At 61.6% G+C, this 17,131-nt stretch carries 11 protein-coding genes and 1 tRNA gene; 6 read left to right on the top strand and 6 right to left on the bottom strand.

Translation table 11 applies throughout. The features are described from left to right. Nucleotide 1: 1 nt before the first annotated feature. From CZ322_RS03520 to CZ322_RS03500, 5 genes are all read right to left on the bottom strand, one after another. Complete coding sequence (locus tag CZ322_RS03520; protein ID WP_087070240.1) at nt 2-922, bottom strand: dihydrodipicolinate synthase family protein; 921 nt, start codon at nt 920-922, stop codon at nt 2-4. A 4-nt stretch (nt 923-926) separates the two neighbouring features. Continuing rightward, nucleotides 927-1,799 carry an ABC transporter ATP-binding protein gene (locus CZ322_RS03515; protein WP_087070239.1) on the bottom strand — a complete coding sequence of 291 codons (873 nt, stop codon included), beginning with the start codon at nt 1,797-1,799 and terminating at the stop codon, nt 927-929. Between the two features lie 16 nt (nt 1,800-1,815). Beyond that, nucleotides 1,816-3,927, bottom strand: coding sequence for a dipeptide/oligopeptide/nickel ABC transporter permease/ATP-binding protein (locus tag CZ322_RS03510; RefSeq protein WP_375713964.1), 2,112 nt, complete (start codon nt 3,925-3,927; stop codon nt 1,816-1,818). Continuing rightward, nucleotides 3,927-4,883 (bottom strand): ABC transporter permease, encoded by a 957-nt coding sequence (locus CZ322_RS03505; protein ID WP_087070237.1) that lies wholly within the window; start codon nt 4,881-4,883, stop codon nt 3,927-3,929. The genes CZ322_RS03510 and CZ322_RS03505 overlap by 1 nt, the downstream gene beginning before the upstream one ends. A gap of 163 nt (nt 4,884-5,046) precedes the next feature. Beyond that, complete coding sequence (locus tag CZ322_RS03500; RefSeq protein ID WP_087070236.1) at nt 5,047-6,648, bottom strand: ABC transporter substrate-binding protein; 1,602 nt, start codon at nt 6,646-6,648, stop codon at nt 5,047-5,049. A 302-nt stretch (nt 6,649-6,950) separates the two neighbouring features. Between CZ322_RS03500 and CZ322_RS03495 the strand changes: the two genes are divergently transcribed. Further along, the gene (locus tag CZ322_RS03495) at nt 6,951-7,976 is read left to right on the top strand and encodes a FadR/GntR family transcriptional regulator (RefSeq protein WP_087070235.1); all 1,026 of its coding nucleotides are present in this window, start codon (nt 6,951-6,953) and stop codon (nt 7,974-7,976) included. A 515-nt stretch (nt 7,977-8,491) separates the two neighbouring features. Continuing rightward, entirely contained in the window at nt 8,492-13,819 is a 5,328-nt protein-coding gene (locus CZ322_RS03490; RefSeq protein ID WP_087070234.1) for an exo-alpha-sialidase, read from the top strand. A gap of 133 nt (nt 13,820-13,952) precedes the next feature. Here CZ322_RS03490 and CZ322_RS03485 read toward each other — a convergent pair whose 3' ends face one another. Next, entirely contained in the window at nt 13,953-15,155 is a 1,203-nt protein-coding gene (locus CZ322_RS03485) for a sialidase family protein (protein ID WP_087070233.1), read from the bottom strand. Nucleotides 15,156-15,634: 479 nt separating this feature from the next. Between CZ322_RS03485 and CZ322_RS03480 the strand changes: the two genes are divergently transcribed. The 4 genes from CZ322_RS03480 (at nt 15,635) to CZ322_RS03465 (ending at nt 17,019) form a co-directional block, all read left to right on the top strand. Next, on the top strand, nt 15,635-16,231 hold the full coding sequence (locus CZ322_RS03480) for a GNAT family N-acetyltransferase (RefSeq protein WP_087070232.1): 597 nt from the start codon (nt 15,635-15,637) through the stop codon (nt 16,229-16,231). Between the two features lie 122 nt (nt 16,232-16,353). Continuing rightward, a tRNA-Ser gene (locus tag CZ322_RS03475) sits at nt 16,354-16,441 on the top strand. Between the two features lie 117 nt (nt 16,442-16,558). Next, the gene (locus CZ322_RS03470) at nt 16,559-16,777 is read left to right on the top strand and encodes a hypothetical protein (RefSeq protein ID WP_087070231.1); all 219 of its coding nucleotides are present in this window, start codon (nt 16,559-16,561) and stop codon (nt 16,775-16,777) included. A 2-nt stretch (nt 16,778-16,779) separates the two neighbouring features. Beyond that, complete coding sequence (locus tag CZ322_RS03465) at nt 16,780-17,019, top strand: hypothetical protein (RefSeq protein ID WP_180948677.1); 240 nt, start codon at nt 16,780-16,782, stop codon at nt 17,017-17,019. The last annotated feature ends 112 nt before the right edge of the window (nt 17,020-17,131 follow it).

The following is a 17,131-nucleotide window of genomic DNA, read 5'->3' as shown; positions in this document are numbered from 1 at the left end:
CTTAGAGCAGCCCGCAGCTGGCGAGCACGCCGCGAATAGCTTCGACGTTCTCACCTTCGAGGGCCTTGACGGGCCGCGGCATCTGGTTGGAGGCGATAACCCCCAGTTCCTTCATGGCCGCCTTGAAGGCGCCCACGCCACCCGCGAAGCCCTGCACGCCCTTGGGCACCATGACGATGCGCATGAGGTGGGCGAGCTCGTTCTGCAATTCGGCCACGCGAGCCCAGTCCCCGGCCTGCGCGGCATCCCACTGCTCCACGTAGGGGCGCGGTGCCACATTGGCCAGGCCCGGAACGGAGCCGTCCGCACCGCCCATGTAGGCGCCATCGACAACCACTTCGTGACCCGTAAGGATGTTGAGCGGCTTACCGGCGGCCTTGTTCTCCTCCAGCAGGAAGCGGAAGTTAACGTCGTCGCCAGAAGAATCCTTGACGCCGGTCAGCACGTCTTCGGTCCCGAGGCGCATGAGCAGGTCAATGGAGAGCTTCTTGTGCACGCACACCGGGATGTCGTACGCGAAAAGCGGCAGGTCCACGGCGTCGCGGATGTAACGGAAGTTCGCTTCGATTTCCGCTTCCCCGCCCAGCGCGTAGAACGGCGCGGTGGCGACGATGCCGTCCACCCCGATGGACTGCGCGTCACGGGCGTGCTCGATCATGCGCTCGGTTTGCATATCGATAACGCCGGCGAGCACCGGGACGCGCCCGTTCGCAACTTCCACCGCGGTTTCGAGGATTTCACGACGACGCGCATCGGTGCTGAAGACCACTTCGGAAGTCGAACCGAGCACAAACAGGCCGTGCACTCCGGCGTCGAGCATCCGGTTGAGTGAGCGCGCGAAGGATTCCTTATCGAGTTCGCGTTCGTCGGTCAGCGGCGTCACTGTCGGGGGGATAACGCCGCGGAAACGAGGATCTGACATGGGACTATGCCTCCAATTTCGGATGGAGCAGCGACGGCGCCGCTGCCAAAAGTGTTCTCGTGTAGTCATTTTGCGGATTGTGGAGCACGTCCTTGGCGTCTCCCCATTCCACGATCTCTCCGTGATTCATCACCGCGATCTTGTCCGATACGTAGCGCACCGTCTGAATATCGTGGGTGATGAAAACCATCGCCAGCCCCAGATCCCGCTTGAGATCGGTGAGCAGGTTGAGGATCTGGGCGCGCACGGACACGTCCAAGGCCGAGGTGGGTTCGTCCGCGATAATCGCGTCCGGGCCCACGGCCAGCGCACGGGCAATAGCCACGCGCTGGCGCTGCCCACCGGAGAGCTGCCCGGGCAGCGCATCGAGCGCCGATTTAGGCAGGCCCACCATGCCGATGAGGTCCTTGACGCGCTCGTAGCGTTCTTCGCGGGTGCCGATCTTGTGGACCGTCATCGGGTCGAGGAGCTGGTCACGCACCGTCATGCGCGAGTTGAGCGCCGTGGCCGGATCCTGGAACACCACCGAGACCACGCGGCCGATATGGCGGCGCTGGGCAGCGGTACGTTTCGTGACTTCTTCGCCCTTGAAAAATACCTGGCCGCCCGTGGGTGACTGGAGTCCGCACATCACATTGGCCGTCGTCGACTTACCGGAACCGGATTCGCCAACGAGACCGATGGTCTGGCCGGGCATCAGGGAAAGGTTGACGCCGCGCACGGCGCGCACCTTATTCGGATTGAAGATGGAACCGGTACGGGTGCGGAAGGTGACGTCGACGTCGCGCAACTCGATAATCGGCACATCGGAGAGGGCAGGCCGGTCAGCGGCGCGCGCGCCGGCAGCGTGACGAGCTTCGGTATCCAGAGTAGTCATGATCTTTCCTCCTTCGTCACTTCTGGGCATCCGGGCCGGCGGGAGCGCCGGCGCTTCCACCAGCGGCATCACCAGCAGTAGCAGCTGCGGCGCCGTTCGCGGTTTCGGCGGGGCTGGGCGCGCCCACCGATTCCTTGGGCACCAGGTTGGTGGTGGCCGGATCCGGAGCATCGGGCTGGGCGGCGTAGAAGTGCCACGTCTCGCCCACGCGTTTCATAATCGGGCGGGTGTCCAGGCCCACCGTCGGATGCGAGGACCGCGGGGCGAAACGATCACCCTTCGGGAAGTCGCGCGGCGAAGGAACCGTGCCGGGCACCTGGTGGAGCCGGCCGGCACCCGCTTCGATGGAGAGCACCGAGCCGAGCAGACCGCGAGTGTATTCGTGGTGCGGGTCGGTGAGCAGTTCCTTGGTGGATGCCTGCTCCACAACCTGACCGGCGTACATGACGGTAATCGAGTGGGCCACTTCGGCAACGAGCGCCAAATCGTGGGACACGAAGACCATCGCGAAGCCGAGTTCCTTGCGCAGGCGGTTGAGAAGCTCCACCACCTGGGCCTGGACGGTTACGTCCAGCGCGGTGGTCGGTTCGTCCGCGATAACCAGCTTCGGGTCACGGGTGAGCGCCATGGCGATAAGCACGCGCTGGCGCTGGCCACCGGAAAGTTCGTGCGGGTAGGACTCCAGGGTCCGCTTGGGATCCAGGTCCACCAGCTCGAGGAGCTCTTCGGCGGTGCGGGTGCCCCCGCGGCTGGTCAGCTGCTTCATCTGTGCCTTGATGAGCATGGAGGGGTTGAGGGAGGACAGGGCGTCCTGGTAGATCATCGCGATCTCATGCCCGCGCAGTTCATTGTGCTGCTTGGGGGTGAGTTCGAGGAGGTTCTGCCCGTTGAACATAATCTCACCGCTAATATCGGCGGACTTATCGAGCAGGCCCATAATCGCCAGGGAGGTAATGGACTTACCGCACCCGGATTCACCCACGAGGCCCATGGTTTCACCGGCGCGCACATTGAAGGACACGTGGTCCACCACATTGACATCGCCGTGGCGCGGGAACTTGATGCACAGGTCGCGCACTTCGATAACCGGGGCCTCCTGCGAGGTGGGTTCGAAGCGGTCGGTGCGGCGTTCTTCCGCTTGGCGCAGTTCCTCCAGGCGCTGGACCAGCGCATCGTGCTGGGCGGCGTAAGCGGCCACCGGGTCCACGAGGAGGCGGTCCTCTTCGCGCTTGGCGTTCGCGTCCACGTTATCGGGAACGGCCGCGGCCTTCGGGGCCGCCACCATGGCGTCCGTGAGACCTTCGGAGAGGATGTTGAGGCAGAGCACCGTGATCATAATGGCCAGGCCCGGGAAGAGCGCCTGCCACCACCGGCCCAGGAGCACGCCGCCGCGAGCGTCGGCGAGGATATTACCCCAGGTGGGTGTGGGTTCGGCGATGCCGGCCTGGATGAAGGACAGCGAGGCTTCGAAAACAATCGCATCGGCCACGAGCACGGTGGTGAACACCATGACCGGGGCGATACAGTTGCGCGCCACGTGCTTGACGAGGATCCAGGGAGCCCGCGCGCCGGAAACGATAACCGCGCGCACGTAATCTTCACCGTATTCGCTCATGACATTCGCGCGCACCACGCGGGTGATCTGCGGAATGTAGAGGAAGCCGATCGCCATAATAATGACGGGCAGGGTATTACCGAATACGGAGACGAACACCGCGGCCAGCGCGATGCCGGGGAAAGACATGATGATATCCATGCAGCGCATGATCACTTCGGAAATCCACTTGCGGGAGACCGCGGCCAGCGCACCGAAGATCGCACCGAAGAAGAGCGCGAAGGCGGTGGCGGCGAAGCCGATGACCAGCGAGTAGCGGGCACCGTAGATCATGCGGGAGAGAATGTCACGGCCCTTTTCGTCAGTACCGAAGAGGAAATCACCGTTGGGTGCCTGACGGGCCACTTCAATGGCCTGCGGATCGTGCGGGGAAATAAGGGGTGCGAAAACGGCCGCGAGGGCGATGAGCACCAGAACGACGACGCACAGCTGGGCGCCGCGAGTCATATTGCGGAAACGCTTGAACCGGACGCCCGGGCGTTCCATCTTTTCCGTGAGTTTACGCCTCATGATTAGACCTCCCGGATACGCGGGTTGATCAGCACATAGAGCATGTCAACCACAATATTGACGACGATGAAGGCCAGGGCCACCACGAGGACCACGCCCTGCACCAGGAGGGGGTAGTTCTGCTGGACGCCTTCGAGGATGGCCATACCCATGCCGCGCAGGTTGAAGATAACTTCAATAACCACAGCGCCACCCATGAGGTAGCCGATACGCAGGCCGAGCACGGTCACCGGGGAGATCAGGGCATTGCGCAGCACGTTGCGGGACACCACCACGCGCTTGGGGATACCCGCACCGATAGCGGTACGCACGTAATCCTTATCCAGTTCCTCCACCATCGAGGTACGAATAACACGGGTGAGGGAACCGGCCACCGGGACGCCCAGGGCGATAGCCGGCAGCGCCATGCGCGCCAGCCAGCCAGCCGGGTCTTCACCGAAAGGCGGCAGGGCACCGGATGCCGGGAGCAGAGGCATATTGACGGAGAACGCCAGGATCATGAGGACGGCCAGCCAGAAGGACGGCGTCGCGATGAAGGCGATGGAGAAGACGCGGATGATCTTGTCGGGCCACTTGTCGCGGTAGAGCGCGGCGAGGACACCGAAGACGAACGCGAGAATGACGGCGATAATAAGGCCGAGGAAGGTCAGCTGCATGGTGATGGGGAAGGCCTCACCCACACGTTCGGCCACCGAAGCTTGGTTGGCGCCGTACGTGCCGAGGTCACCCTGCACGAAGTTGACGAGGAAGTTCCAGAACTGAGCGAGCCAGGGATCATTGAGTCCCATGGTGTCACGATAGGCTTCCAGGGCTTCCTGGGATGCGCCTTCACCGAGGGCCGAGTAGGCCGGATCGATCTTAGAGAAGGACATCAGGAAGAAGACGAGGAAGGCAACGCCCAGAACCATGATCGGGAGCACCAGCAGGCGGCGCCCGATGAGTCTGAGAAGGTTGTTCACTGCGATATCTCCTCGGGGCTGCGGTGCCCCGCGTTGAGTATAGGGGAGTATTTGGGCAAAGCTCGGGCCGGGGGTGGGGTTTACACCACCCCCGGCCCTCGCATTACCGTGTGTTCTTTGAGCCAGCGCCGCGCGTGTCGTCAGCGCTGATTCACGGGATTATTTACTTTCCAGCCGCGGAGCCAGCGTTGATGAAATCAAGGCCGGTCGTCGAAATCGGGGAGAAGTTGGTGACCTTGTCCGGGTAGTACGCGGTCAGCATCTGACGGTGGAAGAGCGGGTAGAGCGGAACTTCTTCGGCAACGAGGTCGAAGGCCTTGTTCCATTCCTGCTGCTGGGCGTCGCCCTCGAGGGTGACGGCCTTGTCCATGTACTGATGCAGTTCCTTGAACTTCTCGGAGCCGCCCCACTGGGTGCGCTTCTTGGTCCAGGTGTTATCGCCGTACCACCAGCTGAGCAGGAGGTCGGGATCCTGACCGAAGACCGAGGGGTCGCCGGGGGCCAGGGTGACATCGAAGGTCGGGTTGTCCACGTCCAGGTTATTGGCGTAGAGAGCCGAGGAAGCCTGGGATTCGATGGTCGCGTTGATGCCGACGGCAGCCAGGTCGTTCTTGATCTGGGGAGCCAGAGCGGTGATCCACGGGTGATCGGTGGTCAGCAGCTTGATGTCGAGGTTCTCAACACCGGCTTCCTTGAGGAGTTCCTTGGCCTTTTCCGGGTTGTAGGTGTAGACCGTGGAAGCTTCGTGGAAGTTCGGGTGGCTCTCCGGGAGGAAGGACTTGGCGGCCTTCGCGTTGCCCGAGAGGGCGTTGGAGATGAGCTTGTCGGTGTCAATGGCGTAGAAGAACGCCTGGCGCACCTTGTTGTTATCGAGCGGAGCCTTCTTGGTGTTGAAGAGCAGGAAGGGCAGGTTGAAGCCCTGAACCGCGTCGATCACGCCGCCGGCGCCCTTGATCAGAGCTTCGGCATCGGCCGGGGCAGCTTCGATAACATCGACGGTGCCCTGCTGGAAAGCGGTGGTACGAGCGGTGTCGTCCTTGAGGATCTCCCACTGCATCGCTTCCGCGGTGGCCGGGAACTGGCCGTTGTAGTTCTCATTCGGGGAGAACTTGATGTGGGCGCTGGTGATCTCGTCGTACTTCCACGGGCCGGTACCCACGGGCTTGGCGGTCAGATCATCATCGCTCATCGAGGCGGGAACGATCTTGACGAGGGCCAGGCGCTCCTTGACCAGCGAGAAGGGATGCTTGAGGTTGATGGTGACGGTCGTGTCATCCTTCTTCTGCACGTTGTCGATGAAGCTCAGCATCGGCAGGTAGATATTTCCTTCAGCGGTGGACCGCTCGAAGGACTTGACCACATCGTCCGTGGTCACCGGGGTGCCGTCCGAGAACTTCGCGCCATCACGCAGCGAAACTTCGTACTGGGTATCGGTCACCTTGGTGGGAGCATCTTCCTTCGCCAGGGCGCGGTAGGGCTTGTAATCGTGGTAATCCAGTTCGTACAGGCCCTCCACCACGTGCATATTCGCGCCGGTTGCCAGCGCGGACGAGGTGGACGAGGGATGGTAGTTATTGGATTCGTAGGCGGCCGCCGCGCGAATGGTGCCACCCTTTGCCGGCTGTCCCGAGGGAACTGCGGCCTTCTCGGGTGCATCTCCACCGCTCTTGCCGGTGTCAGATCCACCGCCACCGCAGCCGGACAGCGCCAGCACACCAGCGGCCAGCACGGCCGTGGCCTTGGCGCCCCACTTCATGCGTGTCATTGAAGTGTCCTCTCCTTTGAGTTCTTCCGGAAATTCACTGCCGAATTTCCGCTATTTTTTCGCGTGCGACAACCATCTTTAGCGTCGCGTAGCTATGACTCTAGATTGTCTGACAACTTTGTGCAAGCCCGATATCTGGCTTGTGAGCAAACTGTGACCAATTTGTGATGAACCTGAGATATGGGTGCGTGAGCAGCTGTGCGGCGTCGTCGTTCCTGCGCGATACCACGCGTAACGTGACCCTATTCAATATTCCTGCGCACATCTTTTGAAAACATCCGTTTTCCGATACCTTAGGTGTCATGATGCCCGACGACGCGCAGTCACATGCCACGCAGGGCGCTATGCGGGTCACCGGCGGCCACCCCCGTTCCGGCTCGGATCGCGCCGATTTGGTCATGGACGCTTTGAAACAGCGAATTATTGAAGAACGCCTACAACCCGGCGCGAAGCTCCCCACCGAAGCGGAGCTGTGCCGCGAGCTGGGGGTCTCGCGCTCCTCGGTGCGCGAGGCGCTGTCCAAGCTGGCCGCGCTGGATATTGTCACCTCGCAGCGCGGGAAGGGCACCCAGGTGGCGAATATGTCCCTCTCCCCGCTGGTCGAATCCTTGCTGCTGCGCTCCTCCGCGCGGGCCGGTGCGGGCACGGGCGCGGTGGAGAGCGTGGCTCAGCTGCGCGAATACCTGGACTTGGGGATGGCGGAAGGCGTGGTGCGGGCGCTGTCGGGCACCCATCACGATAATCTGCACGACATCGTGGCGCGGATGACCGAAAAAGCGCTGCGCGGGGAAAACTTCCAGCACGAAGATATTGAATTCCATATTGCGATGACGTCCGCGCTCGATAACGAGGTCGCGTTGGAGATGGTCACGGCACTGTGGGTGGTGCACTCTATTGCGCTGCGCGATTTAAACGACGACGTCGATGAACTTCTCCTAGAAACCGCTCAGGCGCATAAACGTATTATTCAAGCCGCCGAAGATGGTGATATTTTCGCGTATCGCGGGGCGGTCATTGACCACTACCGGCCCCTCAATATGATTATTGACCGCCACGAGGCCGCCCAGCAGCGGGCGAATTCCGGGGGTTCCGGGGGGAACGGCGCGGGAAGTGCGGAAAGTGCGGAAAGTGCGGAAAGTGCGCTCGGAGATTGTGGGGATCCGGAAGCGCCGCCGGAGGCGCTGCCCGCTCAGGCCGCTGCCCAGCAGCGCGAGGCTGAGCGGGCCGAACGAGCCGAGCGCGCCGCGGATATTGCCGCGCGGGCGCAGCGGGCCGCCTCCTTTGCCGATATTGCGGATCCAACCTCGCGGGTTTCCGGGGTGTTGTGAGGCGGGAGCGCATCTTGTCCATGGATCCCATAGTTGGCTAGAATATACATAATCGTTCAGCCCGCCTCGACTTCGGTCGGGAGTGGGCTGGATCTCTGTTTACGGCCAGTAACCCGAGTACCCTCTGCCCACGCACCCTTTTATCCCTCAGCTCCCAACTACGAATTATGGCGTGATCCAGAATCATTGTGTCGGCATTCCCATCCCGATAGGCTTGTAGCGGAGCCCCGGCGGAGCGCTATCTGGCCATGCCAGGTATTCTTACCGGGGCATTGAACTTCATCGCGGAAGTACGTGCCGACTGAGCTGCGCCGTCGTACCGAAGTGCGGAGAAATGGACCCACCGCGGCCGCTACTCGCACCGAAACGATGCTTTATGTGACCAGCACGGTGTTCCACTGGACATTATTGTCTGACAATAACTTTCCAAGCGCGGAGTTGCTGTGCTATTTTCGTTGTTGTCTGACAATAGCGTCAGACGAGACGATGATGTCTGCCAGAAAGGTAACAGCACAATGTCAACTCCTCGCGCCCGGCGTGGGTGGAGTGCATTCGTGGCACTGTCGGCCACGGTTGCTCTCACGGTCACGCCGTTGACAGCGTGGGCCAGCCCGGGGGAAACGCCCCCGCAGCCCGAACCTCAGGCAGCGGAAGTCCTCGAGACTGCGCAGCCGGCCCTCACTGCTGACGAATTAGAATCAGGCACGTCAAGCGCTCTCGCCGCGGAGAGCGCGCCAGAAAACAGCGAAAGCTCAACTGAACCTACTAATAGAGCCGCCGAAACTACTGATAGATCCGCCGAGAGCACCGAAGCTTCGGGGGCGGAAAAACCGAGCGCTTCAGAAACTTCTGCGCCCGAACTCATGTCGGTTACATTTGAGCGCACTGACAACAACGGGGACGAGCTCCGCATCGGCCAAAAGATGACCTTTGCGGTGACCTACACAAATCTGACTAAGGACAAGACCTTCACCGCCTTCCCGTACGATTCGAATCTATCCGGTTTCCTCACTACCGGACGACCGAACTGCCGTTGGGGAAACCTGCGCCCCGGTCAAACCCAAGGCTGCACCAGCATCAGCTACACGGTGACCGCCGAAGCTGCGAAGACCGGCAGCTTCACCCCTTACGTAGTTTTTCAAGCTACAGCCGATACCGCCGGCAAGAAAGTTCTCCAAGATGGAATCCGGAAAGAACTAAAGTCGGTAACCCTCATCAACGAGCAGGCTCCGAAGGAGCCGGACCCGGCAACCATCCCCACTGATCGCCAGGATATGCAAACCGTGCCTCTGGCTCGAGCGGGAGATAAGCCGAATTACTGCTATCGCATCCCGGCTCTCGCTCAGGCGAATAACGGTTGGATCCTCGCGGCCTACGACGGCCGGCCCGATTCATGCATGGACTCCCCTAACCCCAACCACATCACCCTGCGTATTTCCAAGGACAACGGAAAGTCCTGGACTGAACCCAAGGAGATTTTGAAGGGTAAGGGCCACCTCAATAGCCCTGATAAGTATGGCTATTCTGACCCGTCCTTCGTGGTGAATGAGAAAACCGGACGCATTTTCCTCTTCTCAGTGTTCTCCTACGATGTGCGTTTCCAGGATTCCAAGCCCGGAACCGATCCCAAGGCGCGCAATGTGCTGCATGCGCAAGTGTCCTACTCCGACAACAACGGAGAAACCTGGTCTGAGCCCCGCATCATCACCAAAGACATCACTTTCAATGACGCTATTAGTTCCCGCTTCGCCGCTTCCGGAGCGGGTATTCAGCTCAAGTACGGCCCCCACAAGGACCGGCTCATCCAGCAGTTCACCATGACCGTCCCGGGTCGCGGTTACGCGGCCGTGTCCGTGTACTCCGATGACAATGGCGACACCTGGAAGCCCGGGGAGCCTGTCTACGGAAATATGGATGAGAACAAGGTCGTGGAACTCTCCGACGGCACCGTCATGCTCAACTCGCGTTCCTCCGACGGCACGCTCGCTCGCAAGGTTGCGTACTCGCATGACGGAGGCGAAACCTACACGCCTATGCAGGTGGAGTGGCAGCTGCCCGACCCGCGCAATAACGCCTCAATCATCCGCGCGTTCCCTGATGCGGAAGAGGGTAGCGATGAGGCGAAGATCCTGCTCTACTCTTCCTCGTCGGCTCGGTCGCGCTCCAACGGCCTCATTCGTATTTCGTACGACGACGGAAAAACCTGGTCAGTGGGCAAGCAGTTCAAGAAGGGTGCTATGGCCTACTCCACGATGTGGGCGCTGGATAATGGCAAGTACGGCATCTTCTTCGAAGGTGACAACAATGACATGCTCTACGCCCACTTCGGGCTGGACTGGCTAGACGCGCTCCCGATCACGAGCACCCCGGAACCCACGGTCGTTAACCGCGGAGAGGCAACTCTCAAGATGCGGGTGACGAACAAGGGCACTGCGGAAATTCCCGATCCCGTTCTCACACCCGGCAAGCTCCCACGCGGATGGTCTGCCGAACCGGTACGGATCGGAAAGCTCGCCGCAGGGGAGAGCCGCCTTGTCAATATTCCGGTCACCATCGCAGATTACGCACCTGCGAATTCGGAACCTATTACTGTCAACTTCGTCATTAACGCTGAGGGCAAGGTGGGTGTCAACGCTGCGACGTCGACCCAACTCGTTAATCGTGAAGGCGAGGTTCCCGAAGCGCAGAAGTACATGACAGTGAAGTTCGAACGCACTGATGACGGCGGAAACACCGTTCGTATCGGCCAGGAACTGAACTTCAAGGTTACCTATACGAATATTTCTGATCGTACGATCACCGCTTTCCCCTACAAATCCAACCTTTCCCGGTTCCTCACCACGGAAAGGCCCAACTGCCGTTGGGGTGATCTGCGGGCTGGCGATACCCAGGGTTGCTCCTCGATTACCTACAAAGTAACGGCAGAAGACGCAAAGAAGGGCACCTTCACCCCTTACGTGGTCTTCCGCGCTACCGAGGATCGCGATGGAACCCAGATGCTTCAGGATAATATCCGCGCCGAACTGCCCGCCATCCAGGTTCTCAACGAGGAGATTGGTAAGCAGCCTGATCCGGCAACCGTTCCCACCGAACGCAAGGACATGGAAACCGTGCGCCTGGCGCACGCAGGCGACAAGTACACGTGCTACCGCATCCCGGCCCTCGCCCAGGCGAATAACGGCTGGATCCTCGCGGCCTACGACGGCCGCCCGGGCTCCTGCGCGGATTCTCCCAACCCGAACCACATCGTCCTACGCATTTCCAAGGACAACGGTAAGTCGTGGAGTGTACCCACAGAAGTCTTGGAAGGTCACGGAACCATCCATAGCAATGACAAGTACGGTTATTCCGATCCTTCCTTCGTGGTGAATGAAGAAACTGGCCGTATTTTCCTCTTCTCGGTGTTCTCCTACGATGTGCGTTTCCAGGATTCCCAGCCGGGCACCGATCCGGATAACCGGCGGGCCCTGCACGCGCAGGTGGTCTACTCGGATGACAACGGCCAGACCTGGTCGAAGCCGCGCCTCATCACCAAGGACATCACCTTCGATGAAAATATCCGCTCCCGCTTCGCGGCCTCTGGCGCTGGTATCCAGCTCAAGTACGGCCCGCATAAGGGCCGCCTCATCCAGCAGTTCACGATGACCATGCCGAACGGCAAGGGCTACGCCGCCGTCTCCGTCTACTCGGACGACAACGGCGCCACCTGGACCCCCGGCCAGCCGGTCTACGGCAACATGGACGAGAACAAGGTCGTGGAGCTCTCCGACGGCACCGTCATGCTCAACTCGCGGTCCTCGGACGGCATTATGGCCCGCAAGGTCGCCTTCTCGAAGGACGGCGGCCAGACCTACACCCCGATGCAGGTCGAATGGCAGCTGCCCGACCCGCGCAATAACGCCTCGATTATCCGCGCGTTCCCGAACGCACCGGAAGGCAGCGCACAGGCGAAGATTTTGCTTTATTCTTCGTCGTCCGCGACCTCGCGTTCGAACGGCCTCGTGCGTATTTCGTACGACGACGGACGCACGTGGTCAGTTGGTAAGCAGTTCAAGCAAGGTGCCATGTCGTACTCCACGATGTGGGCCATGGATGATGGCCGGTATGGCATCTTCTACGAGGGCGATAACAATGACATGCTCTACGCGCATTTCACCCTGGATTGGCTGAACTCCCTGCCTGTTTCCGCGGTCCCCGCGGAGAACGCCAAGGTGTATCGCGGTAAGTCCACGATTCCGCTGTCGGTAACCAATATGGGCAGCGAGGATCTTGCTGGCGTGGTGGCCACCCCCGGTGAGCTGCCCGCTGGTTGGGAAGCCGAAGCCGTGGAGCTGGGCACCCTCAAGGCCGGGGAGACCCGCGTTGTGCAGGTGCCGGTGACCATCGGCGCGAAGGTGCTGGCCGGTGACGGTAACCAGACCATCCCGTTCCGCATTACTTCCGGTGACAAGGTGGCGGCCAATGGCTTCGCCGAGGTCACCCTCATCAACCGCGAATGCGAATCGCGGCCGGTCTACGTGCCGGGCGTGAAGCTCGCTAACGAGGTAGCGGCGGAAACCGCCCGGGAGGATAACGGCACCGATAACCTCTTCGACGGCGATCTCAACACCATTTGGCATAGCCCGTGGAGCTCCACGATCACGCTGCCGCTGGATATTGATCTGGCCCTGCCCCAGGCTGAGAATATCGGCCGAGTGGATGTGCATCCGCGCAGCGCCGGCGGGGATAACGGCCGCATCCGCTCCGCCGAACTGTGGGCCGGTAAGGACGCTGAGAGCGCGGTGAAGATTGCCGAAGGCACCTTCGAGAATTCGCCGGAGCCCGCAACCTTCTTCGTGGACACTAAGGACACCAAGTTCCTGCGCCTGCGCATTACCGGTACCTACGGGCGCACCGCCGATTCCCTGGCCTCCGCCGCGGAAATCGCCGTGTACAAGATGACCGAGGTTTCCGATACCTGCGTGGAGCCGAGCCCCGAGCCGAGCCCCACGCCCGGTACCGAGGAGCCGACGCCGGGTACCGATCCCACCCCGGGTACTCCCGATCCGAGCCCCAAGCCGGATCCGACGCCCGATAAGCCGGCGCCCTCGCCCGAACCGACTCCGGGTACTCCGGACCCGAGCCCGACTCCCAGCCCGGAGCCCAGCGAGCCCGCGGTTCCCGAATCCAACGGAAACTCCAACTTCCTCTCGAACTCGTGGACGTCCACAGTTGCTGATCTCGTCTTCTCCTATGGGCGCGCCGGCGACGAACTCCTCGTGGGCGATTGGACCGGAGATGGCCGCAAGTCCGTGGCCGTGCGCCGCGGTAACCAGTTCTTCGTGAAGAACTCCCTGGGCGGCGGCAACGCCGACACCGTATTCTCCTACGGCAAGGCCGGCGACAAGGTCGCGGTGGGTGACTGGAATGGCGACGGCAAGTCCACCTTCGCGGTTATCCGCGGCAATAAGGTGTTCGTGAAGAACTCGCTGACCAGCGGCAACGCCGATAGCGTTATCGCTTACGGCAAGGCTAGCGATACCCTCATCTCCGGTGATTGGGATGGCGACGGCATCGCAACCTTCGCGGCTGTGCGCGGCAACCAGTTCTTCGTGAAGAACTCCCTGGAATCCGGAAACGCGGACGCTGTCTTCAGCTTCGGCCGCGTGGGCGATGAGGTCATCGTCGGTGATTGGGATGGCGACGGCGTGGACACCGTTGGGGTGCGCCGCGGCAACATCATCTACACCGCCGATGCGCAGGGCAATACCGTGATGAGCGTCGCCTACGGCAAGCCCGGCGACCAGCTCATCATCGGTGACTGGGACGGCGACGGCATCGACACGCCTGGCGTGCGGCGCTAAGCGCTTCCCGCCTCGCGCCGAGAAGCACCTCGCGGCGCGAGAAGCGAGATACAAACCGGGGCCGGGTGGGCTGGATTTCCAGCTCACCCGGCCCCGTTGCGTGGCGTGCCGCGCGGGTACGTTCCCGGCTTAGTTAGCGCAGTTCACGGCCCGGGATAAGGTCGAGATAGAGCGAGTTCTCGCGTTCAAAAACGACGGCGAGGCTATCCGATAGCCACACCGCGTCGGAGTAACCGAATTCGCCCGGGCCCAGGGAGCGGAGCAGGCGTCCGGCGTCGTCGACAATAGCGCCGTTCTCCCGGGCGGTATCCGAATGCGGGTGGATGAGGACGGTGCCATCTCCGCAGGTGATGAGCTTGGCATTGCATCCCGGATCGGGGAGGCTGAGGGGCTGCGGCGCGGACCAGCTCAGGCCGTCGCTCGAGCGCGCCACCACGCGCCCACCGCGGCCCTGGAGGCGGATATTCGCGATGACCTCACTGCCGCTCACCTCGAGGGTAGTTTCGTCCAGGCCGGGGGTGCCGACCGGGCGGATCGGTTCGGAAATCGCCACAATCCGGCCCGCGCGCACGTGCACCACGTAGATCACGGCTTCCCCGCCGCGGTTCGTGACATACGGCAGGAGCGCGGTATCGCCCAGCAGCGGGGTGGAGCCGGAGGTGGCGAAGAGGCCATCGCAGCGCAGCTCGCTATAGAGCTCGTCGTCCACCCGGGTATGGGTCAGGGAGTCGAGGCTGGTCCCCCAGGCAATCCAAGCTTCCAGGCGCGGCCCGTCAAAGCGCGAGCCGAAGTAGCCAATTTCCTCGGAGGCGGCATAGGCCAGGGTAATGCCGGCGTCGTTCCCATCAGAGTTCCCGGCATCGCTCCCGGCGGCGGTTGGCGCTGCGGCATCCGCGCCCGTAGCACTGCGCACCGGCGCACCGGCCACGCAGGGATCCCCGCACACCGCGGGCGTTCCCGGAACCGGGCGCGGCGCGGAAAAGTCGAGGTCTTGCGCGCGCAGCGGGGTGCCCGCGGCAGGCGCTTCCGAGTCCGCGGCATTCGCCCCCGCATCGGCGGGCAGCTCAGCGGTGATATAGCAAATCCGGTTGGGATTGGGCAGGTCGGCGGCCATCGCCCCGCCCAGGTTTTCCCAGTCAAAATCCCCGCTCGGATGCGGGCGTTCGTCGAAGAAAACGGTCAGCTGGTTATCCCGATGCAGCACGGCCGGGATGCGGAAATCACGGTCGGTGGTACGGGTGACGAGCGCGCGGGCCGAACGGCCAGCCGCGGCGCCAGCGCTGGGCGCGGTGGCCTGCGCACGATCATTGTGCGGGTCCTTATGTAGAGAAGTCATGGCACCATCCTATGTGGTTGTCAGACTTAATGCCGCGGGCCCGGCGCCGGGCTGCTGCCACGGACTTTTCCGCGGAATAACGGGGCTGGTGGGCGGGAGGCGCGGCGTCGTCGCCCTTCTTGAAACGGAGGCAGGTGCCGGTGGTGCACACCACGTTTTGACAGGGCCGCCGCGCTGTGTAAAATCCTGTGTGCAGCAAGCGAGGCCGGGAGGTACCACCCGCGTTTCGAGCTGTTCGCGTACAGCAACGATACAGATTCTTGACCGTTACTAGAGCTTGCACTGAAGACTTTTCTTGTTTTACGCTGAGGTTCAGCGGCCCATGACCGCGTGACACCCCCGGTGTTTCGTCCAGTACGACGACGCCACCCCCAACCCAACCTAACAGCAGCGCATGTTTGCCTGATACATACCAAGCGCTGGCTAATTCCTGACCGAATTTCCCCTGTGGGACCGAGTTGCGGAGGACGACGACTCTCATGACCACTCAACTGACTCGCCTAACCCGGTGCACGCGTGAGGACATCCCCACCCTCGCCACCATCCGCCGCACCATTGAAGAAACTATGGCTGCCGCCGGCAACAGCCAATGGCCTCTCGGCTCGCTGCCGGTGTGGAAAATCGCCGAGCAGGTAGACGCCGGCGAATTCTGGGCTTTGCGCGCGGCCGATGGCACCATCACCGCCGCCGTGCGGGCCCTGCATTCCGACCCGCTCATCTGGTTCGACGATATGCCCGCCCTCTACCTGCACACCCTCATGGCCAATCCGGCCGCTGCGGCGAAGGGCGCCGGGAGGGCCATCCTGGCCGCAATGGCCCAGCTGGCCGTCACCTACGACTACGACCGGGTGCGCCTGGACTGCGTGGGCCCGCTGCGAGGCTTCTACGCTCGCCAAGGATTCGAGGACACCGGCATGACCCATTCCGGTAACCACTCGGCGGATATGGATGCGCACCTCATGGAGCGCATCCTGCTGCCGGAGTTCACGCCGGTGGGTGAGTTTGGACTAGTCGGGCACTTTGGGACCGCGGGCACGTTCGGGCCGGAGCTCAAGGTGGCGGCACCGGCGGTGTAGGTGGCGGCGCTATAGATAGCACCGCAGCGCTGTCGCATTCCGATGTAGACTCCAGGCGGGTGTGGCAGCGCGCGAAACTACGCTAAACTATCCTTTTGCAGCCTGCGTGGGCGGCGCTGCTTGGAGAGTTGTCAGAGCGGCCGAATGAGACGGTCTTGAAAACCGTTGTGCGGCGACCCCGCACCAAGGGTTCGAATCCCTTACTCTCCGCGGACGGAATGTCCCCAATCCGATACTAAATTGGAACCCAATGTAAGGCAAATATTTCAAGTGCCACCTTGGTACGAATTGTTGACATGCTTTTTGATCAGTTCTTAGAATTGAGCTGTGCATATCAAGCAGAGCGCTTACAGGCATGGCATTTCCCCCGACGATATGGAACATGCCATACGTAACCCTCTGTACATTTACGAAGGTGATGGATACGACATATTCATCGGCGGCGGTCGGGACGGAACACTCCTTGAAGTCGCAGTAAACGACAACGGGGACATTTTTCACGCGATGAAGGCTCGGAGAAAGTTTCTTGATCGGAAAGGCTTATAACAATGAGGACGGACGACGAACTACTTGCCGAAATTGAAAGCGACGCCGACATTGATCCCGAACGGCTTATCACGGATCCAGAGCTAGTAAAAATAGCTGCCGCACAAATTCGGATCAAAATCGCACAACGCGCACTTGATGAGGCAGTCACACATGCCCGAAAAAATGGGCGCACTTGGCAAGCCATTGGTGACACGCTCGGCATGACCCGCCAGGGAGCACTACGCCGTTTTGCGGCCTAATGATAGGGTTTCAGCGATTCATTTCGAGGGGAATACGTGAATTAGCGGGCCGAACCCCGGCTTCTCCGGCGAGAACACATCCAATTCGCACCAAGTCTTGTTTCCACCACTC

This window comes from Actinotignum timonense (assembly GCF_900155575.1).
GTDB lineage: Bacteria > Actinomycetota > Actinomycetes > Actinomycetales > Actinomycetaceae > Actinotignum > Actinotignum timonense.
Note: the sequence above shows the minus strand (reverse complement) of the source record. Positions and strands in the feature narration are given on the sequence as shown.

What these genes read in the sequence shown, in the direction of transcription:
- CZ322_RS03520 (WP_087070240.1), bottom strand. Translation starts at nt 922, where the DNA reads ATGTCAGATCCTCGTTTCCGCGGCGTTATCCCCCCGACAGTGACGCCG.
- CZ322_RS03515 (WP_087070239.1), bottom strand. Translation starts at nt 1,799, where the DNA reads ATGACTACTCTGGATACCGAAGCTCGTCACGCTGCCGGCGCGCGCGCC.
- CZ322_RS03500 (WP_087070236.1), bottom strand. Translation starts at nt 6,648, where the DNA reads ATGACACGCATGAAGTGGGGCGCCAAGGCCACGGCCGTGCTGGCCGCT.
- CZ322_RS03495 (WP_087070235.1), top strand. Translation starts at nt 6,951, where the DNA reads ATGATGCCCGACGACGCGCAGTCACATGCCACGCAGGGCGCTATGCGG.
- CZ322_RS03490 (WP_087070234.1), top strand. Translation starts at nt 8,492, where the DNA reads ATGTCAACTCCTCGCGCCCGGCGTGGGTGGAGTGCATTCGTGGCACTG.
- CZ322_RS03485 (WP_087070233.1), bottom strand. Translation starts at nt 15,155, where the DNA reads ATGACTTCTCTACATAAGGACCCGCACAATGATCGTGCGCAGGCCACC.
- CZ322_RS03480 (WP_087070232.1), top strand. Translation starts at nt 15,635, where the DNA reads ATGACCACTCAACTGACTCGCCTAACCCGGTGCACGCGTGAGGACATC.
- CZ322_RS03465 (WP_180948677.1), top strand. Translation starts at nt 16,780, where the DNA reads ATGAGGACGGACGACGAACTACTTGCCGAAATTGAAAGCGACGCCGAC.